The 20,146-nt window shown below is 38.5% G+C and carries 19 protein-coding genes; 7 read left to right on the top strand and 12 right to left on the bottom strand.

All coding sequences use genetic code 11. The features are described 5' to 3' along the window. Positions 1 to 111 precede the first annotated feature (111 nt). The 3 genes from JET18_RS19380 to JET18_RS19370 all read right to left on the bottom strand — a co-directional run bounded on the left by JET18_RS19380 (position 112) and on the right by JET18_RS19370 (position 2,727). Entirely contained in the window at positions 112 to 639 is a 528-nt protein-coding gene (locus JET18_RS19380; protein WP_202093884.1) for a hypothetical protein, read from the bottom strand. A gap of 3 nt (positions 640 to 642) precedes the next feature. Then, entirely contained in the window at positions 643 to 1,971 is a 1,329-nt protein-coding gene (locus JET18_RS19375) for a PDZ domain-containing protein (protein ID WP_202093882.1), read from the bottom strand. A gap of 117 nt (positions 1,972 to 2,088) precedes the next feature. Further along, positions 2,089 to 2,727, bottom strand: a complete 639-nt coding sequence (locus JET18_RS19370) for an alpha/beta hydrolase (protein ID WP_202093879.1) — start codon at positions 2,725 to 2,727, stop codon at positions 2,089 to 2,091. Positions 2,728 to 2,952: 225 nt separating this feature from the next. Between JET18_RS19370 and JET18_RS19365 the strand changes: the two genes are divergently transcribed. Beyond that, a complete protein-coding gene (locus tag JET18_RS19365) occupies positions 2,953 to 3,375 on the top strand; it encodes a hypothetical protein (RefSeq protein ID WP_202093877.1) in 423 nt (140 codons plus the stop codon). 66 nt (positions 3,376 to 3,441) lie between these two features. Here the strand turns inward: JET18_RS19365 and JET18_RS19360 are convergent, their stop codons facing one another. Together JET18_RS19360 and JET18_RS19355 are read right to left on the bottom strand one after the other, a co-directional pair. Then, positions 3,442 to 4,095: a response regulator transcription factor gene (locus JET18_RS19360; protein ID WP_317193277.1), complete on the bottom strand. Its 654-nt coding sequence runs from the start codon at positions 4,093 to 4,095 to the stop codon at positions 3,442 to 3,444. After that, the gene (locus JET18_RS19355; RefSeq protein WP_202093876.1) at positions 4,070 to 6,067 is read right to left on the bottom strand and encodes a tetratricopeptide repeat-containing sensor histidine kinase; all 1,998 of its coding nucleotides are present in this window, start codon (positions 6,065 to 6,067) and stop codon (positions 4,070 to 4,072) included. Before JET18_RS19355 ends, JET18_RS19360 begins: the two co-directional genes overlap by 26 nt. Before the next feature lie 191 nt (positions 6,068 to 6,258). Here JET18_RS19355 and JET18_RS19350 point away from each other — a divergent pair, with 191 nt between their 5' ends. Continuing rightward, complete coding sequence (locus JET18_RS19350) at positions 6,259 to 6,765, top strand: outer membrane protein (RefSeq protein ID WP_202093875.1); 507 nt, start codon at positions 6,259 to 6,261, stop codon at positions 6,763 to 6,765. Between the two features lie 235 nt (positions 6,766 to 7,000). Here JET18_RS19350 and tyrS read toward each other — a convergent pair whose 3' ends face one another. Continuing rightward, positions 7,001 to 8,296: a tyrosine--tRNA ligase gene (tyrS, locus tag JET18_RS19345; RefSeq protein WP_202093874.1), complete on the bottom strand. Its 1,296-nt coding sequence runs from the start codon at positions 8,294 to 8,296 to the stop codon at positions 7,001 to 7,003. Positions 8,297 to 8,511: 215 nt separating this feature from the next. On the opposite strand from tyrS, the gene JET18_RS19340 reads away from it, so the two are divergent. Then, positions 8,512 to 9,072, top strand: coding sequence for an RNA polymerase sigma factor (locus JET18_RS19340; RefSeq protein WP_202093873.1), 561 nt, complete (start codon positions 8,512 to 8,514; stop codon positions 9,070 to 9,072). Positions 9,073 to 9,300: 228 nt separating this feature from the next. Here JET18_RS19340 and JET18_RS19335 read toward each other — a convergent pair whose 3' ends face one another. Then, a complete protein-coding gene (locus tag JET18_RS19335; RefSeq protein WP_202093872.1) occupies positions 9,301 to 9,933 on the bottom strand; it encodes a hypothetical protein in 633 nt (210 codons plus the stop codon). Between the two features lie 212 nt (positions 9,934 to 10,145). Between JET18_RS19335 and lipA the strand changes: the two genes are divergently transcribed. After that, entirely contained in the window at positions 10,146 to 11,012 is an 867-nt protein-coding gene (lipA, locus tag JET18_RS19330) for a lipoyl synthase (RefSeq protein ID WP_202093870.1), read from the top strand. Between the two features lie 370 nt (positions 11,013 to 11,382). On the opposite strand, the gene JET18_RS19325 is transcribed toward lipA, so the two are convergent. Next, the gene (locus tag JET18_RS19325; RefSeq protein WP_202093868.1) at positions 11,383 to 12,243 is read right to left on the bottom strand and encodes an AraC family transcriptional regulator; all 861 of its coding nucleotides are present in this window, start codon (positions 12,241 to 12,243) and stop codon (positions 11,383 to 11,385) included. 193 nt (positions 12,244 to 12,436) lie between these two features. Between JET18_RS19325 and JET18_RS19320 the strand changes: the two genes are divergently transcribed. Beyond that, complete coding sequence (locus JET18_RS19320) at positions 12,437 to 13,639, top strand: MFS transporter (RefSeq protein ID WP_202093866.1); 1,203 nt, start codon at positions 12,437 to 12,439, stop codon at positions 13,637 to 13,639. A 327-nt stretch (positions 13,640 to 13,966) separates the two neighbouring features. Here JET18_RS19320 and JET18_RS19315 read toward each other — a convergent pair whose 3' ends face one another. Continuing rightward, the gene (locus tag JET18_RS19315) at positions 13,967 to 14,347 is read right to left on the bottom strand and encodes a SpoIIAA family protein (RefSeq protein WP_202093864.1); all 381 of its coding nucleotides are present in this window, start codon (positions 14,345 to 14,347) and stop codon (positions 13,967 to 13,969) included. Between the two features lie 116 nt (positions 14,348 to 14,463). Between JET18_RS19315 and JET18_RS19310 the strand changes: the two genes are divergently transcribed. Further along, complete coding sequence (locus JET18_RS19310; protein ID WP_202093862.1) at positions 14,464 to 15,669, top strand: NAD(P)/FAD-dependent oxidoreductase; 1,206 nt, start codon at positions 14,464 to 14,466, stop codon at positions 15,667 to 15,669. A 33-nt stretch (positions 15,670 to 15,702) separates the two neighbouring features. Here JET18_RS19310 and JET18_RS19305 read toward each other — a convergent pair whose 3' ends face one another. Then, positions 15,703 to 16,281, bottom strand: coding sequence for a Crp/Fnr family transcriptional regulator (locus JET18_RS19305; RefSeq protein WP_202093860.1), 579 nt, complete (start codon positions 16,279 to 16,281; stop codon positions 15,703 to 15,705). Between the two features lie 213 nt (positions 16,282 to 16,494). Here JET18_RS19305 and JET18_RS19300 point away from each other — a divergent pair, with 213 nt between their 5' ends. Next, a complete protein-coding gene (locus JET18_RS19300; RefSeq protein WP_202093859.1) occupies positions 16,495 to 17,175 on the top strand; it encodes a hypothetical protein in 681 nt (226 codons plus the stop codon). A gap of 34 nt (positions 17,176 to 17,209) precedes the next feature. Here JET18_RS19300 and JET18_RS19295 read toward each other — a convergent pair whose 3' ends face one another. Together JET18_RS19295 and JET18_RS19290 are read right to left on the bottom strand one after the other, a co-directional pair. Further along, positions 17,210 to 18,403, bottom strand: coding sequence for a vWA domain-containing protein (locus tag JET18_RS19295; RefSeq protein ID WP_202093857.1), 1,194 nt, complete (start codon positions 18,401 to 18,403; stop codon positions 17,210 to 17,212). A gap of 18 nt (positions 18,404 to 18,421) precedes the next feature. Beyond that, positions 18,422 to 20,026, bottom strand: coding sequence for a DUF4139 domain-containing protein (locus JET18_RS19290; RefSeq protein ID WP_202093855.1), 1,605 nt, complete (start codon positions 20,024 to 20,026; stop codon positions 18,422 to 18,424). Between the last annotated feature and the right edge of the window lie 120 nt (positions 20,027 to 20,146).

Genomic DNA, 20,146 nt, shown 5'->3' with positions numbered 1-20,146 from the left:
CCTTAAAATTATTCCTTGAAGTAGGTTGGAAATATTAAAACGATATGACAATGCTGCTTTTGGGCATCAATAACTTCCATCTTCGGACCTCAAACTTCCTGACCGTATTACTTAATTAATTTTCTTTTCAAACTGTAATGTAGATTCTTCGGCAAATCTTCTCAGCTTAAGCATCTCTTCCTTGCCCTTGTGCTGCCCGAATCTGGCTGCCGCATAAGTAAGAAGGATAAAGAATATCATAACGAATGAAGCGCTCAGGGCCCACGGGAACTCAGCGCTTTTTATCTGCTTTTCTACATAGTACATCGTGAAAAACGTCATCCAGAGAATGGAAAACGAAAAATACAGGAACATAAAAAATGTCCAGACCGCAGAACTCGGCCCGAATATTCCCCGGATAGCCGTTTCGTCATCTTCAATTTCTACCCGTAAAGATAATCTGGGCTTCCAGTAATTATCGTATTCTGTCTGAACCCAGATGGTGGCTACTTCTTTGTTGATATTTCCGGAAAATTCTTCTTTATGATCGGCGAGATATTTTTTCAGATTTTCAGCATATTCTTCTTTCGTAAGATGGGTAAACATCTTGAATCTCGGCCGGGTTCTTATTTTATCTATTGTGCTTTCTTCTGTTTTCATAGGCTATTCTCGATAAGGTATAGGATCTTCCAGTACAAAACTAAAGGTCATTTCTTTGTCCTTTCTCATGACCACCATGGTGATATTTCTTCCTTCATCAGATTTCATGATTTCCAGGATTTTTTCCATGGTCATGTCCGAGGTCCGGCTTCCGTTGATGGTAATGATGCGGTCATCTTTTTTCAGCCCGGCATTAAATGCAGGTGAGTCTTTACGGACTCCGGCTACGGAAAAGATGGGTTTTAGTGTAAATTTATACTGAAAATTATTTCCCATGGAAATTTCAGTGCCAAAAGAAGTGGGTGATAGCTGTTTGGGCTCAATTTTTACCCGGTCCTGCTGCCATTCCAATCCGTCCTGCTTAAAATCCAGTCCGCTCATATTAAAATGAAAAGGATCATTGAAATTCCTGTTCTTCTTCAAATATAGTTTTTCTCCCGGATAATCGAAAACTATAGAAAACCTGCGCATTATTTCTCCGCCCACAGAGCCCTTTCTGTCTTTTACAAGCGTAACATGCTGGATGGAATACTCATCAGGCATGGAGGTAAGAGGTTTTTCAAATTTAAAATCATTGAGATAAAAGTTGTGAATTCTGCTTCTTTTACCAAAAATATCCCCATTGAATCCCCGGCCCAGATAATCATCAATATTCGGCCGGTTGTAGACAAAATCTTTGATAAGGGTAGGGAAGAGCCATATCGCATCGCTGTTTCCAAGATCTATCAGCAGTTTTGAGCTTCTTTTTTCGTTGGTCATTTCGATGTCGGCATAGAGGTAAGGTTTGTCTTTTTCTATGCTCATTGGCAGTACATCAAACTTCCGGATTTTCTTTTTAAATGTTTTCTCGTCCTGATAAATGGTTAATTTTTTGGATGTATAATCTATTGAAATGGGATGATTCTTAAAAAAATGATATCCTATTACCCCGTTTACAGGAATTCCGATGTGGGATGAAATGTTGAATTCTTCATCAACAACAATATACAGAAGCATTGATGAATTGATGACGTTATCACCGATCTTGGCTATGTTACGGTCAGATTTAAAACCGTCAATACTTAAATTACCTCCAAGCCCTGAAAATTTTATCTTTTCTATGTTCTGCAGCTTCACTTCCTTATTGTCCAGGCTGAAAAGAATGGTTTCCGCCACTCCGGTATCCAGCATAAAAGTCAGTTCTGCACCATTTACAGTGATCGGGATGAAAATAAGATTGTTGATAAGCTTAAAAGGAATCACTGCTTTTTTTGTATTAATGAGCTCAAAAGAGTTCTGGGCACTGAGAAAAATGCTAAGGAACAATACCAGAAGAAAAAGCTTTACTTTCATTTACTGAATTTAGTGAAATAATCCCTAATGTCAATAAAAAAACATTCCAAATACAGGAATGTTTATATAAACTTCAATGAAGATGGGTGTTTTGATTAAATTATTATAATTCGTGGGTTATTTTGAAAAGAAATCCATAAGATCCATATAATTCTTCTGATTCACTCCATGCCCGCTCATGTATTCCCTGAAAGTAAAATAGCAGCTCAGGTCATAAAGAAGGTCTGCCGCTTTTCTTCCCCATTCCATAGGGATCACTGCATCATCTGTTCCGTGTGATATGAAAAAACGAAGTCTTTCCAGTTTCTTTTTGTCTTTTACAATATCATCCAGAAGCTTTTCTTCAGGATAGCTGCTCAGGCACGCTACATAATTAAACATATCCGGATGTTTCAATGCCAGCGCATAGCATAATATTCCACCCTGGCTGAAGCCGCATAAATGCACCTTGCCTTCGGTAAGTCCATAATGATTAACGATTTTCAGGATGCTTTCCAGCACTCCGTTCAATGATTCTTTAGCCTGTGGAAGATCAATGAAATTCTCAGCATTATTAAAGTCAATATCAAACCATGAATAACCTTCAAACTGGGTATCTCTGGGTGCCCTGAAGCTTACGATAAGCCAGTCGGCAGGAAGGGTTTCCCTGAAGCTGAAAAGATCCTGTTCGTTGCTGCCATAGCCATGAAGCATGAAAAGGACTGTGGTATTTGGGGTGATATGTTCCGGTTCTCTTACTATATAATCTAAATTCATACAGCAAATATAATTAATAAATTACATTGAAAACACTCCAAAATCGGTGCTGATTTTTGTCTTTGTGATGAAGCTGTTTACACGTTCCAATACGGACTGATCCTGAAAATATTGTTTTTGCTGATTTGATATTAATTGGAAATCTTTATTGGAAATTTTTCATAAAAGTTATTTTTATATTAATAAAAAACTTATATTTGAAACATTAAAAATCTATTTGGAGAAATGAAGCAATTTTACAAATCAAAAAGTTTACTTAGACTTTCTTTTTTATTCGTTCTGTTATTTTCTGTAATTACTGTGGTTAATTCTTGTAAAAAGGATGATGATGATGAGGAATTTACAGATCACGTTGTTCAGTTTGAAGTGAAAACAACTACCGGAGGTGTTATTAAAGCTATTGTAACGCAGGTAGGAACAGCTAAAACTGATATTTTCGATCCTGTAGGGACAACCTGGACGAGCGGAGAGTTTTTCGTTAATTCCAGCCAGGCTCAGTTGAATCTTGATGCGAAAGCAGATCTTCCGGATGCCGATTCAGAATTGGTCGTTAATCTTTGGATAGACGGAGAAATCGTAAGAACACAGAAGAAAAAAGGAGCAGGTCCTCTGGTAGCTTCTATTGATTACAGCTTCCTGGAATTATAAAATATATACTCATATATATCAAAACCGCTTTAAAAAGCGGTTTTTTTTATTGTAATCTTTGTCAATTTATTCTTCAAGCAGATGCTGCTGGACAGCGCGGTTGATCAGCTCAGTGGAATTCTTGGCTTTAAATTTCTGCAATAGGTTCTTTCGGTGGGTGTCCACAGTCAGAGGGCTGAGAAACAGTTCTTCCGCAATCATAGCACTCGTTTTCCCCTGCGCAACCATCTGAAGGATCTGTTTTTCCCTTTTGGTAAGCCTTGGTATAGGGTGGTCGTTCTGAGACGGTCTGCTGATGATCTGCTTGGTTTCATTACAAAATACAATATTCCCGGAAAGTGCCCCTTTGATGCACACGACCAGTTCATCTATAGACGTATTTTTCAGAAGATAACCGCTGGCTCCGTTCTGTATAGCCTGCATGATAATGCTTCGCTCCGAGCGGTTGCTGAACATGATCACCGAGGTTTGGGGTGATATCTTTTTAATTTCACGACAGAGTTCTGTTCCATTGGCATCCGGCAGGGTAATGTCCAGAAGGATAATATCCACTTCATGGGTACGGATGAAACTTAGGATCTCTGAACCGGACGTAAAGCTTTCGGAAATATTAAAAAAAGGCTGGCTTTTCAGCATCATTTTAAGCCCTTCGATAACGATAGGGTGATCATCTACAATAACGATATTTATTTTTTCATTCACCATGTGTACTGAGTTCAATGTTAATAGTTGTTCCCTGAGGGTCTGAGTGTATTTCTATTTTTCCTTTCAGGTAGTTCACCCTGTTTTTTAAATTTAAAAAGCCCATGCCCTTTACCGGTTCCTGGCGTTCTTTATTGAATCCTTTACCATTATCTTCTATGGTGATCAGGAAATTTTCTCCGGACTGAGAACATTGCAGCAGAATGTTACTTGCTCCGGAATGTTTCACCGCATTGGCCAGCAGTTCCTGTACAATCCTGTAAATATTAAGCTGAATCGTAAGAGGAAGTTTCTTTTCAATATTAATGGGCTGGAAATAAATGTCCAGATCTTTCCGGATGTAAAATTCGCACAGATCATGTAAAGCCGTTTCAAGACCGAAATTCAGCAGGGATTCCGGCATCAGATTTCTCGCAACATGTCTCAGTTCAGCGATTGAAAGGTCAAGCTGATCTAAGATTTTGTAAAAATCTCCATGTTTCTTTGCTTCCAGATGGGCAGATGACCAGGTGGAAAAATTAATTTTAACGCCGGCCAGCATTCCTCCAAGACCGTCATGAAGATCCTTTGCAATACGTTCTCTTTCTTTTTCTTCACCTTCCAGAATCGCTTTCGTTAAAGTGAGTTCCTCTTTCTGTTTAATATCTTCTATTTTCTGCTGAAGGTTGATCTCTTTCTGTTCGGACAGTTTTTTATTATTTCTGTAAATAACGAAAAGGAAGATTAAGAGAATAATGATCAATAAGAGAACAAGGCTTAATACCCACAAATAATAATTTTTCTTATTGACCTCCATTTCCTTCTGGTTCTTTTCCGAATTCAGGAAGGCTATTTTTTTCTCCTTTTCGGAGGTATTGTATTTTCTTTCAATCTTATTGATCTCCAGCTTGATGTTTTCCGCATTTAAGCTGTCATTCAGTTTGGAATACTTTTTCTGCCATACCAAAGCCTGTACAGGATCTCCCAGGATTTCATTGATGTCGGAAAGATGCTGATACATTATTTTTTTATTATTGAGATCTGTTGCCAGGGTCTTTTCTGCAAGGATATCTTCCAGTAAATTTTTGGCTTCAGTAAATTTTTTCTGTTTTTTGAAGATATCATATTTATGGAAATAGAACATCTGCATCATCAGTTTCATCCTGAATTTTTTAGTGTAGAACAGTCCCTTATCTATAGCCTGCAATGCTTGATCATGCTCCTGCTTACTTACAAAATAAAGCGTTTTATTATAGTAGAAAGATGCATTTGAAGAAGAATCGGGATAAGGGGAAATCATTTTTTCTGCTTTATCCAGAAACTTTTTTCCCATGTCTGCCTTTACCTGATAGCAATAATTGCTGGTCATATTAAGGTAGGTAAAAAACATCTCGGGAGATTGAGGTGCTGTTTTCTCCAGAACCTGAAGGGCTTTTGTGTTATAATTGCCTGCTTTTTCAAATTCTGCATTATACGTAAGCATCAGGGCAAGCTGCGTATACAGAAACCCCAATACCTTGGTTTCGCCATGTTTTTCAGCTATCGGGATGCTTTTCTCAAGCATGGTTTTTATTAAGTAGGGATAACCTTCTGTGTTCTTTTTCGCTATACCGTAGTTGTACCAGCACAAAGCCAGATAGAAATCAGACTCTTTGGACTTTAGTTTTGAAAATGCCTGAATGGCGTTCTGGTAGTATGAAATTGCTTTTTCTTTATCCTGATCCGTATAATACTGCCCTTCATAATAAAAATACTTAGCAGCAGTGAAAGGATCTTTACCCATAAGTGCTTTTCCATTATCCAGATACTTCCGGCTTGATGCAGGATCAAAATTCCGGTAATAACTGGACAATAAAAAGTAAGCATCAGCCCTGGAAAGGCCGCTGTTTCTCTGGTTATCCGCAGTCGTCTGTAAACTGTCTGTATATTTTTTCTCATTAAGCGGAACCAGCTCCTGTGCCTTTAGTACAAAAGCCGTCAGAATGCATAGAAAAAACATTATTCTCTTCATCTCTTTAGTTTGATGATTTTTTATTTGTAAAAGGCTGAATTTAGTTAAAAATACAATGATTAAAAATACCTAAAAATCAGTAGAAAAAATTACAGCTTTTCAAGGATTGTTTTCCACCTCTTCCGCCGATAGCTTTGCAGAAGTCTTAACACACACAAAAGCAAACAACATTAAAACTTAAAATATATAGAATGAAAAAAAAGATCTTTTTACTGGGCTTATTTTCCTTTTTTGGAATTATGAATGCCCAGAGGGTACAAAAAGGTGACGCTCAGATCAACGCAGGGATCGGACTTGCTAACGGATGGGGAATGCCTGTTTATGCGGGACTGGATTATGGAGTTCACAAAGATATTACCGTAGGGATTGAAGGAAGTTTTGCTACCGAAAAATATTCTGGCGATATCAAAGGAAGATGGTTCGGAGTAGGAGTGAACGGAAACTACCATTTCAATACCCTGCTTAAAATTCCGAATAAATTTGATGTATACGCAGGAGTTACCTTAGCCTATAATTCTTTTTCTTACCAATACAGAGACTCGGATTATGATTATTTAGACGGAGACTCTTCAGGTGTAGGCTTTGCCGGCCAGATTGGCGGCCGTTATTATTTCACAGATCATTTCGCAGTGAATGTGGAAGTAGGAGGTGGAAGTGTAGCATCAGGAGGGAAAGCCGGGATTTCATATAAATTTTAAACAGATACCCATCAAACAAAAGGAAAAACTCACCAAACACTAAACATATGTAATTTTTATAATAGTTTTTTCATGTCAATTTTGAAGTGAATAATGAAGATTATCAAAACTTTAAAATGATAACTCTCTCTACAAAGGCCGTGAGTCATTCCACGGTTTTTATTTTAAATTTTTACGAAATCAAAAAGGCTGTTTAAAAAAAACAGCCTTTTGATATGATTATATATGAAGTATCTTATTGAACTTTTACGATGAAATAACTCTTTTTACCCTTTTGAAGCAGTAAAAATTTACTGTCAATCAGGTCGTTTTCATTCGCGGTATACGTGTCGTTTACTTTATTCTTGTTCACAGAAATTGCATTTCCTTTGATCTCTCTCTGTGCCTCACTTTTAGATTTCAAAAAACCTGATTTTTCGGAAAGAAGGTCTACAATATTTACTCCCAGAACATCAGCCTTTGGAAGCTCTTTCTGTGGAACACCGTCAAAAACCTCAAGGAAAGTGTCCTCATCAAGGCTTACCAGATCTTCAGCTGTAGAACGTCCGAAAAGGATTTCAGAAGCTTTCAGTGCTTTTTCATACTCTTCTCTTCCATGTACCCAAACCGTTACTTCCTCCGCCAGTCTCTTCTGAAGTTTTCTCTCATGAGGAGCGGTTTTATGTTCTTCAATTAAAGCTTCAATTTCTTCTTTTCCGATGAAAGTATAGAATTTAATGAACCTTTCAGCATCTTCATCTGTAGCATTCAGCCAGAACTGGTAGAATTTATAAGGAGATGTCTTCTTTTTGTCCAGCCAGTAATTTTCACCGCTTTCGGATTTTCCGAACTTGGAACCGTCAGCTTTGGTGATCAATGGAACCGTTAATGCAAATGCTTCTCCCTGAGCCTTTCTACGGATCAGTTCAGTTCCCGTGGTGATATTTCCCCATTGGTCAGAACCTCCCATCTGCAGTTTCACATTGTTATTCTGATACAGGTGAAGGAAATCATATCCCTGAATAAGCTGGTACGTGAATTCCGTAAAACTCATCCCGTCTGCACCGCCGTCTCCGGAAAATCTCTTTTTCACGGAATCTTTAGCCATCATATAATTTACGGTGATATTTTTTCCTACATTTTTGGCAAAATCAAGGAAAGAAATATTCTTCATCCAGTCGTAATTGTTCACTAATTCCGCTTTATTAGGACCATTGTCTTCAAAATTCAGGAATCTTGAAAGTTGGTTCTTTAAACAGTCTACATAATGAAGAAGGGTGGCTTCGTCCAGCAGGTTTCTTTCCGCAGATTTTCCTGAAGGATCACCAATCATTCCCGTAGCACCGCCTACCAATGCAATAGGCTTGTGGCCATGCTGCTGGAAGTGTGCCAGGATTTTGATCTGGATAAGACTTCCGATATGCAAAGAATCAGCAGTCGGGTCGAAACCAATATATGCAGTAGTTACCTCTTTATTCAGTTGTTCATCGGTTCCCGGCATCATATCGGCAAAAAGACCACGCCATTTCAGTTCTTCTATAAAGGAATTCATTCTCTGTTTTCTTTAAAATTTAATGGTGCAAAGATAGTAAATTCAGGAGTATGAAGGGCAAAAAGGCAGAACGGCAGAACGGCAAAAGTGTAAAATAGCTTTCACAGGGTCTTTAATACCTGAGAAACGGATTTCCTGATGGATCATTGCAGTTTCGCCTTTTAACCATTTAACCCCTTTGCAATTTTCATCCAAATCATTTATATTTGTTAATAATGAACGACGAACAGCTATTCCTGCTTATTCAAAAGGCAAAAGAAAAGGACCAGAAGGCCCAGACCAGACTCATCAATGTTTTTTGGGTGGATGTTTTTGCTTTTGTGATGAAAAAAGTGAAAGACGAAAATGATGCAGATGAAATCACGGTGAATGTTTTTTCCAAAGTGCTGTCGAAGCTCGATATGTATGATCCGCACTTTCAGTTTAAAACATGGATATTGACCATTGCCCAAAATACGGTAATTGATTTCTGGAGAAAAAGAAGCCGGGAAAATCAGGACCCTACGGAGAACCTTGATGAAGTGAAAAACCAGTTTGCAAAGTCTCCGGAAGAACTTATGATCTCCGATGAAGAACAGAAAAAGATCATTAAAACCATTGAATCACTGGATGCCAATTACCAGGATATTCTCAGATTAAGATTTTTTGAAGAAAAGAGCATTAAAGAAATTGCAGAAGAACTGGGAATTTCCGTTGCCAATACCAAAGTAAGGGTAATGCGGGCCAAGAAAGTCCTTGCAGAGCTGCTGAAAAATAATGATTTTGATGATAATTAGGTTTGAGATCAGAGCCAAGAATCAAGAACCAGGATTTTAGACTTCAGAGGCCAGATTTCAGATGAGTTCATTGTGTTTCGGGATGCGGGTTTCGTGTTTCGAGACTAGTAATTCAACTAAGGTTAATGCGATAAGAATCCCGGTAGCTTTTGAATGGCTTTTAAACTTAAAGCGAAGCTCATCCTTACTATTCTTAAAAACTTAAACAATCTTAACGGTTCAAAATTCTCACAAATAAATATCCTCTTTCGTCTTAGGAAGAATAAATTTCCTCTGTTTCTCCTGATGCCTGTTCTGAAGATCAATCTTTAACCCCTTTTTAATATAGACTTCCTGCTTGGATTGGCCATATTCTTTAGTGTTTTCTACTTCTTTTTTATAGTTGATCTGCCCGGTGGAAAGGTTAAAATCCACTTCCGTCCAATAATCTCCGGGTCTTCCGTTCTCTGAAGAATGTCCGATAAGCTCAAAACGTCCGTTCTGAAACCTGTATTTGTCCGTATAGCCCCATTTCCAGCTGCTGCCACCGGCCTGGGTAATATTCAGGATCCCCTTTTCAATAGTGGTTCCCTGATAAGGATCGCCCATCATGCCGCCGCCTGCACTTTCCAGTATCGCATTTCGGGATTTAGCAAGAATCTTCCACGTTCCACCGCTTTTTTTCAGAATCTGAATTTCACGAACCTTACCCAGTTCCCCTTCATCTTTGGTGTTGTAAATGATAACTTTTTCAGGAATTTTATCACCATCGAGATCTCCTTCCACAGTTTCTATCACTTCAGATCCGGCCGGCTGAAATTCTTTCTGGGCATAGCAAAAGGTAGTAAAAACAACGGATAGGGCAAGGAGGATCTTTTTCATGACGTCAATTTGATCATTTAAAATTACAATTATATTTTGAATCAGATTAATAAAACTGTGTTGCCTGTGCTCGGGACCTTAATAACTTCCCTCTTCCAGCTTCAGACTTCCTGACCTCATTAAAATCATTATTGAAGATTATCTGTTCCATCAATTTTTCCATTAGATGGTTTCCATTAAAAATTCCTTAACTTTGAACTTCAATTTTAGAGATGGAAAATTTAGTGCAAGATACTACCGTTCAAAAACCAAAGTGGATCCGTGTAAAACTTCCTACCGGAAAAAATTACAGAGAGCTTAGGACTTTGGTGGACAAATATAAATTAAATACCATATGCCAGAGCGGAAGCTGTCCGAATATGGGAGAATGCTGGGGAGAAGGAACGGCCACGTTCATGATCTTAGGAAATATCTGTACCAGAAGCTGCGGATTCTGCGGTGTAAAAACAGGAAAACCGCTTGATGTGAACTGGGATGAGCCTGAAAAAGTGGCGCGTTCTATCAAATTAATGAAGATCAAGCATGCTGTTCTTACCTCTGTAGACCGTGATGACCTAAAAGATATGGGTTCAATCCTTTGGGGTGAAACCGTAAATGCCGTAAGAAGAATATCTCCGGGAACCACTATGGAAACGTTGATTCCGGACTTTCAGGGGCTTACAAAACACCTTGACCGTTTGGTAGCCGTAGCTCCGGAAGTGATCTCTCACAATATGGAAACGGTAAAACGTCTGACCAGAGAAGTAAGAATCCAGGCTAAATACGAGCGAAGCTTAGAGGTATTGAGATACTTAAAAGAAGCCGGCCAGAGAAGAACAAAAACCGGAGTAATGCTAGGTTTAGGTGAAACTAAAGATGAGGTGTTCCAAACCATTGAAGACATCAGAAATGCCAATGTGGATGTAATCACCCTTGGACAATATCTTCAGCCTACCAAAAAACATCTGCCGGTAAAAAAATTCATCACGCCCGAAGAGTTTGATGAACTCGGAGATTTTGCAAGAAGCTTAGGTTTCAGACATGTGGAAAGCTCACCATTGGTACGAAGCTCTTACCACGCTGAAAAACATATACACTAAAACAATAAAACCGCTCCAAAGAGCGGTTTTATTGTTTGATTAAAAGATTAAAAGATTAAAAGATTAAAAGATTAAAAGATTAAATGATTAAATGATTAAAAGATTAAATGATTAAATGATTAAATGATTAAATGATTAAATGATTAAATGATTAAATGATTAAATGATTAAATGATTAAATGATTAAATGATTAAATGATTAAATGATTAAATGATTAAATGATTAAATCAATCCATTAAATTCAATAGCAATGGGCTTTAGCCCATTTTCAAAATAGTAAACATCATCAAGGCTTCAGCCAAAACCTAAAATGCAATCATCTGTGCAAATCCGTGCAATCCGTGGTTAAAAAAAACTCAATAAAAAATTCTAACCACCCATTTCAATATTCTTCAAATGCTTTTTCCTGAATTCAGAAGGCGTTTCACCCGTATGCTGCCTGAACAGTTTATTAAAATAAGACAGACTCTCAAAACCCACCTGAAAACAAACCTCCGTGACAGAATAATCCTTCAAAAGAAAGATTTTCGCCTGATTGATTCGGTAGTTATTCACAAATTCCGTAAACGTCATATTCGTCTGTTTTTTAAAATACCGGCAGAAAGCGGGAGTGCTCAGGCTTACCATCTTCGCAATTTCATTAACGTTCGGCTTTTTATCGTAATTCTCATGGATATAATCATAGATCGTTCCCATTCTGATTTTATCATTCAGAAACCATTTTATCCGGGTATCTTCCTTATTCAGTTCTTTCACTTCTTCTGAGGCAGCAAGGGTTTGTAGGATTTCAATAAGTCCCATCAGGGCGTCAAAAGAATTTTTATCCATGATTTCATTCATTTTTCTGACCACCAGTTTTTTCGTTTCTCCTGAAAAAGAAAGGCCCAGATAAGACCGTTCGAGAAGCTTTTTAATATTTTCAAATTCCGGAACGGGAAGGATAATGTCCTGAAGAAAATTTTCCCGCATCTGCAGAACCATCTGCCTGCATTCCGTCTGGATGCCGTAATCGAAATTCAGATGAGGCACATTGGAGCCTATCAGAAGAAGATCGCTTTCCGTAAAGCCTGAAATATCCCTTCCAACATGGCGGATACCGTTCACAGCTTCCACGTACACCAGCTCTATTTCAGGGTGGTGATGCCAGAAAAAACAGTTCTTTAAAGACGGCGAGAAAAGCTTGAAAGATTTTCCTTTTTCAAACTCTATGACTTCCTTCTGAATTTTCATCTTGTTCTGATTTGATTGTTTCTGATTTTAAAATTACATAAAAAGGTTAATAGAGAGCAAATTTTTATCATTTAAAGAGAAGTAATACCCGATATTTCTTACGATTTTTGCACTTTCAAAATAAAGATGGAGCATCATCCCGGATTTTCTTGAAAAACCATTGAATATTAATTCGAAAAAAGTTTTACTGATCATGAAGATTGATAAAAGAATAATACCGCTGGCCATAGGCGGTTTGGGAATCGGAACCACGGAATTTACCGTAATGGGACTGCTTCCCGATATTGCAAATACGTTAAAAATTACCATTCCTGAAGCTGGACACTTGATCTCCGCCTATGCGATGGGCGTGGTTATCGGGGCTCCGATCCTGATCGGATATTCTGTGAAATTTCCTCCTAAAAAAGTGCTGATGGTTTTAATGATCCTCTTCACTTTATTTAACGGACTTTCTGCAGTGATGCCAGATTACACGAGCATGCTGATCATGAGATTTATGTCCGGGCTTCCCCATGGAGCATTTTTCGGGGTAGGAACAGTGGTAGCATCCAGAATGGCCGGAAAAGGGAAGGAGGCACTTTACATATCCCTGATGTTTACGGGGCTTACGGTCGCAAACCTGCTGATGGTTCCGCTGGTAACCTACATCGGGCATGTATATCACTGGAGGATTTATTTTGCTATTGTAGCCCTGATCGGACTTTTCGCCATATTATTCCTGAAATTATGGCTTCCTGCTATAGAATCGAATCAGGATACCCATTTCCTTGAAGAGCTGAAATTTCTTAAAAACAAGCAGTCATGGCTGGTATTGGGAATTACGGCAATCGGATTTGGAGGGCTTTTCACATGGTTCAGTTACATTACCCCGTTAATGACCATAGTAGCAGGCATTCAAAGCAATCAGATGGCGTATGTAATGATCCTTGCCGGAGCCGGAATGGTGGTAGGAAATCTTGCCGGGGGATTTATTTCTGACAGGCTGGGACCTGAAAAAACATGTGCGTTGCTGATCTTTTTAATGATGATCTCTCTGGCAGGCGTATTTTTTCTTGCTGAACATAAAAATATGGCGCTGGTGCTGACCTTTATCTGTGGAGCATTATCGATGTCCGTTGCGGCACCTATTAATATTATGATGATGAAAGCAGCTCCTAAGAGTGAAATGATGGCCGCTGCATTTATGCAGGCTGCTTTTAATATAGCCAATGCGATGGGGGCTTTCCTGGGTGGAATTCCTTTGGAATATGGTCTTTCTTTCAAATATCCGTCACTGGTAGGCGTAGGAATGACATTCATTGGCCTTGCCATAAGCTTGAGATACAGATATCTTTACGGTAAAGAATCTCCGGAAAATGAGGACGCTTCTGTGGAATGTGTGCCTTGTGATAAATAAGAAAGGAATATAAATTAAAGCAGCTATTTCATCAAAGCAATTTGCTGATTCCTGCTTGACCAATCAACGGATACATACAAAAAGAGACTTTGTTCAATGGATGGACAAAGTCTCTTTTTTATTATATTACAGCTGAGGGTGGAAATACTAATGGTGGATGATAGAATTAAGAAACAAGAATCAAGAATCAAGAATCAAGATGCAAGACATGCCGGCTACTAAAATATTTGTCGTAATTACGGCCAACCAGCAACTGTCAACCAGCAACTCTCTTCTGGATTAAATCCCTCAAACACGAATCCCATACCCGTTACGTTCAGCGTAGCATCACACTTCTACCTCATTACCGTTTTTACACCAGTAAAGGGCATTGTATAGATTTTCTTTGGGAAAAGATTTGAATTCTCCCGGCATCAGGACACTGAAAATATCGGTGAAGTTCTGTACCCCTTCTTTATCTGTAACGATGGCTGCTCTGTTCCATTTTGTAAGATTTTTCAATCCTAAAAATGCATCTTGAAGCCATGCTCCCATGGTAAAATTATCCAGATCGGTATCTAAATAAAGGAGGTAATTCAGCTCACCAAACTCCTCCACTTTCTCTTTTACATGAGGAATTACAAGATTTTCAAAATCTTCTTTAGTCACTTCTCCGTTTGCACTGAATGCTGCAACATTTTCCGGAGCTTCTGGAATAATCGTTATCATATTATTTTTTTTTAGGTGGTTGGATTTTAAAACTGGGTACAATAATTGCACCATAAATTGATAATAAATAGTTAAAAAACACACATGTGGTACATTTTCTAATATAATATTCAATTATGGATTTAAAATCAAACGAACCTTTCTGGTTGCTGAAAAACGGACTTACATTTTCTTACCCATCCCTGAAATCTGATGAATCATGCGATGTTCTGATTATTGGCGGAGGCATTACAGGAAGTCTTATTGCTCATCAGATGATCAGTGACGGCTATAAAACAGTCCTTATCGATAAGCGCGAGATCTGTAATGGAAGCACTTCTGCCACAACATCCATGCTGCAATACGAAATAGATGTACCCCTTTTTGAACTCACTGATATGATTGGCGAAAAAGGAGCCGTTCAAAGCTATAAAGCCTGTTCTGATGCCATAGATATTCTTGAAAAACTTTCAAAACAGATCAGATCTGATGCAGGTTTTAAACGGAAGAAATCTTTGTATTTCGCTTCAAAAAAGAAAGATGTGAATTGGCTTAAAAAGGAATATAAAGCCAGAAAAGACGCAGGGTTTGATGTAAAGTGGCTCGAAGCGGACCAGATTATCAGGCAGTTTGGCTTTGAAAATACGTACGGAGGAATTCTTTCCAGACAGGGAGCCAGTATTGATGCTTTTAAATTTGCCCATGAATTACTGGAGCACAATGCAAAAAAAGGACTGAAAATATTTGATAAAACCGAAATGAAAAAAGTGGAGTATCATAAAGGTTTTAATCTGGTGACGGTTGACAGCGGTTTTCAGATAAAAGCTACAAAAGTGATCTACTGCATCGGTTATGAAAGTAAAACCCTCCTGAAAGAAAATTTTGTAGATTTAAAAAGCACCTATGCCATCGTTTCAGAAATTGATGATGATAAATTCAAAAATATCACCAGTACACTGGTTTGGAATACAGATGACCCCTATATCTATATGCGTACCACAGATGACGGAAGACTTCTGATCGGCGGGGGAGACGAAGATTTTTATAATGCTGAAAAACGGGATGCCCTTCTCAATAAAAAAGAGAAAGAAATATTAAAAAACCTGAAAAAAATAAAACCCGATTATCATTTTTACACAGATTTTGTCTGGGCCGGAACGTTCGGGGAGACGAAAGACGGTCTGCCTTATATCGGGGAACATAAAAAGTTTAAGAATTCCTATTTCGTACTGGGTTTCGGAGGAAACGGAATTACATTTTCCGTCACGGGAATGGAAATGGCTTCTCAGTTTATGAAAAACAAAAAACATTCGCTCTCAAAATATTTCAAATTTAACCGATAAATTATATTCAAATCTTGGATGATCAGGATACAGTTATTTATTTTGTATAAAATATCTTTTTTTCAGCCTGCTCAGCGAGACAGGGTGCATTCCAAGATAGGTAGCCAGATCCTTGGATTTTACCCGGAGGATAAGCTTCGAATTTTGCTGAAGCAGCTGGAGGTATCTTTTTTCAGGAGTAAGATGCAAAAAAGAGTAGAATTTAACATAAATATCCATTGCCGTTTTTTTCCAGAGCGCTAACAGGAGAGCCGTAATATTGGGATAATCCCTGATGGTATTCTCGAGATCATTATAATTGAACATGAATAGGGAAGTTTCCTCCAGCGTTTCAAAAGTTAATGATGAAGGGCGATTAAGGGTTAGAGTTTCCATGGATCCGTATGTACTGTTTTCTGAGAAAAGCCAGACGGTCTTATTGTTTTTGTCATAGGCTCTTATCAGGCCCTCAGCTACGATCCCCACCTGTTTCATAGGCTCACCTCTGTGCATGATGATTTTATTTGCGGGATAATTAATAATCTGAACCATTTCCGTTAGCTTTTCTTTATCGCGGTCGTTTAAAAACTTATTTTGATCAAAATAAGTTTCTATAAATTCATTGTATTTCATTTAAATTGTGTTTTTATAATTTCGAAGTTATAAATATTATTTAAGTTTCTTGATCCAAGGCTAGGATAAATATGATGCTAAAAGTTTTTTTTGATTGGTTATTAACCTATGTTAAGAAATCATTTAGCCGTAGTTAATAAATCACTTCGCAGTGGAGTAAAGTGGTTTTTCTGTGTTGGGAAAACATAAATTTGTTATGCTAAATCGACAATCATGAAAACAATAAAATTTATTCTAATCCTATTTCTTTTGTTATCGGGAGGAGATCTATGGTCTCAGGTTGGTATTAATACTAATGATCCGAAGGCTATGTTAGATGTCAATGGTAACCTCCGTGTACGGGAAGTAGAAAAATGTGAAGGCGATTCCTGTGGTGACTCCATCCTTGTGAAAACCAACGGTGGTTATGTTCAGACCATTTCAAGAGATCAGGTATTGAATTCAGGAAGGTCATATGTTTCCGGCTCCGTAAGCGGCGGGACTGTTTTACTATCTGTTGTCTTACTCTCAAATTGGCTGAAAGTATCATTTGATCAGGAAAAGATTGATGAAAATAACGATTTCAATATGGTAAACAGTATATTCACGGCCCCACGGAAAGGAATATACGAGGTATACGTCCAGCTGAAAGGATCTTCCCTTCTCTCTGCAGGGGATTTCGGAGTAGGAATCTTTGTAAAAAGAGGGAGCAGCTCTCCTGAATTGATTGCAGATGAAAGTTACCTTAATGTAAGTGTTTTGGGAATCAATGTTTCACCTCCTACAAGAAATACACAGACAATAGTGGCATTGGAGGCCGGGGATCAGATGTTTTTTGGAGCCAAGACCAGCCTGCTGTCGTTGGAACTGCTGGGTAGCGGCTCGTCATTTTTTTCAATTTATCAGATAAAATAAAAAATGCCGGCTCATTTTCTGGCCGGCATCTGTTTTAGTTGGTGTACCCGTTTTTTTTCGCCTGATCTATGATAGACCTTTGAATGGCTTTTCCAAGATCATCAGAATCTGCGCCGCCTCGTTTTTTCATCTCAGCATCAATATATTCCTGGCGTTTTCTGGACAGTTCTTCAATCTCTTTCTGGATTTTTCCACGTTCCGCAGATTTTACAGCAACCACTTTTTTAAGTTCCTCTTTGCTTTTGCCTTTCAGTTCGGCGGGAAGCGCATCATCCTTAACGGTGGCAATAAAACCGGCATCTTTTTCAGCTTTGTCTACCAGATCCCAGTGATCATTTTTATAGGCGTTCTTTTTGGACTTGGCAACGGTTCGTTCCACATAATTTGATACCGACTGCACTTCAGCATTTTTGTCCTGCGCGGCTTGCTTAAGCTTGTATTCAGAGCCATGACTTCCATAGTAGATGTAGGTATTATTCAGTTTGGCGTTGCATTCTGAGATTCTTACATCATATGGTGTTTCAATGTAGATCACCTTCCTGTCGCTGTCGATATTGAAATATTTACCGCCTCCTACGGTGGCTCCGTTTTGCCAGAAGGTTTGGGTTCCTTCCTCTCTGCTTCCACAGAAAATAGTGTTTGTATAGATGTTTTTATTTTTTGCTTTTAAAATCACATCCTTATAATCTATTTTTCCTTGGTCAAATGATTCATTTCCGGCGATGTAGATAAGTTTCATGCTTTTTTCGTTGCCGTCCCAGTTCAGATTGGCTGCCGCATCGCGGATCACGGCCCCACAATATTCATTTCCACCGTTGGTCCTTAAAGAAAACAGTTTCTCGGAAACCAGATCCAGATCCTGGGTAAGCGGTGTTACCTGCCGGATGTAATTTTCATCACGGATCCCGTCATTTCCGTATTCATAAAGAGCAATTTCTACCTGTGGAGCCTGGCCGTTGTATTTTAAAGTGGTTAGTGTATTCACAATATTCCATAGTCTGGATTTCGCCTGATCGATGAGCCCGTCCATGCTGTTGGAGGTATCCAGAAGAAGGGCGACCTGAATTTTATTGTCTTTTCCCGCGGTTACTGTTGGGGCTATGGAAGCATTCTGTAGCTGTGTTGCTCTGTTCGTTTTATTACTGTCCGAACAGCGTATGCCTGATAAACTGCCGGAGCTTAAAAACGCTACACCTGCGGCCATTGATAAGATTTTTAAAGTTGTCATAATATATTTTTTTATTGGTTATCTGCTGTAATATTGAATCTGCATTTCTTTCGGATACTTCACTTCGTAGGAGAAATTAATTTTGTCCGAGCTTCCGCTGCCGATATTTCTGTTCCAAAGAATGCTGCCCGTTTTCTCATCAAAACTTCCGTTTCCAATTTCCAGGGCTTTAACCTGAATTTTAGAATTTTCGCTGATCGGAAGCTGATCAAGGATTTCCAGTTCAATGCTTTCCTTCGTATTGTTTCTGATGCTGATCTGATAGGATTCTGTTTCCCATTTATTGCTGTTCAGTGTTTTTTGCGAAGTTTTATCTTCCAGCTTGATTCTTTTCACCGTAATTCTTTCGTCCACACCCAGAGAAATCGGGAATTCATCCTTTACATAATGGGTGGTGATATCTGTTTTTCCGATATAATTATCTTCAAAATAAATATTGGCTTCTCCGGAAATCAGGTTCAGATTCTGCCAGTTTTTGATGAAGGCCATCAGGAATACCTGGTTATTCAGTTTTGGAACTGTGTGGTATTTGTAGGTAGCTTCAATCTGTTTTTTGTCAAGAATAACGTACTGTTCTTTTTCCTGGCTTAAGATGGTCTGATTATAATTGAGTTCATAAATCACATTCATCTGGCTGTCCGAAACTGTTGCTACAGGAATCTGGCTTGGTGCTGCCACCGCGACCTCATCTCTCATCTGGTAAGAATTAACTTCCTTGGCTGCTGCTTTTAATTTGTAATTGGCCGTTTCAGCCTGTGCGTTGTAAGCCGTATATTCAGCTACATAAAGCGGAGACAGAATAGGTCTGTTCTGGTTGTAAGAAGGTCTGTACGTTGACACAAACAGTTTTACATTTTTCCAGTCCTGACCGGTTTTCTGATAGATTTTTCCCTTGTAAACCATTTCAAGAGGTTTTTTTACAGATTCTGCACGCAGGTCGTAAGATGGAATCCATCCCGCATCAGAAACAATATAGCTTACGCCTAAGTTCAGGTTCGTTTCATAATCTGCAAGGATTTCCAGAAGAAGCTCTTTTCTGTTGGTATTTTTGTTCGTCTGCTCTTCCGCGGACTGCTTATTGATTTTGGCAATGCTTTCATCCAAAACAGATTTCTGCTCATTCAGTACAAAAACCTGGTTGTCAATTTCCAGCATTCTTTTTCTGTAGAATTCAGTCAGTTTGATCAGCTGTTCCTGCGGAGTAGATTTATCATTGGTGGAAATCTTTAAATTATCATTGATGATATTCTGCTCACCCGTCAGATTTTTGATCTGAATGTTCAGGAGACTGGCCTGGCGCTGTAATTTTTTTCTTTCATCATCCAGTTTCTTTTCTCCTTCAGATAATTCGTCACTTTTCAGGAAGTTGCTCTGTGGCGTCACAGAAAGAAGCGTAGTATTTTTTTCAAGATTGATCTTGTAGGTATTTTCGTCCAGATTGTTCGGAAGATTGATGATTCTCACCCTATTTTTTCCTTTCTGAAGGCTGATATTGGTGCTTCCGAAAACTTTGGCTCCCTGCAGGTATACGGTAGCCTGCTTTATATCAATTTCTTTTTTTATTTCCTGTGCTTTTAAAAATGAAACAGAAAATGCAATGAGTAGTATTAAATAGCGTTTCATAGTATATTATTTTAAATTCCTGAAGTAAAATTATCAGTATTTAAGGCTCAAAACCGGGAGACTTGGTGAAACAGGCCTTTCACTTGGTGAGTTGAAAAAGCAGGTTGAAAAACAAAAAAA

Source organism: Chryseobacterium endalhagicum, assembly GCF_016745235.1.
GTDB lineage: Bacteria > Bacteroidota > Bacteroidia > Flavobacteriales > Weeksellaceae > Chryseobacterium > Chryseobacterium endalhagicum.
The sequence above is the reverse complement of the archived record's forward strand: the minus strand, read 5'-3'. Positions and strand labels throughout refer to the sequence as shown.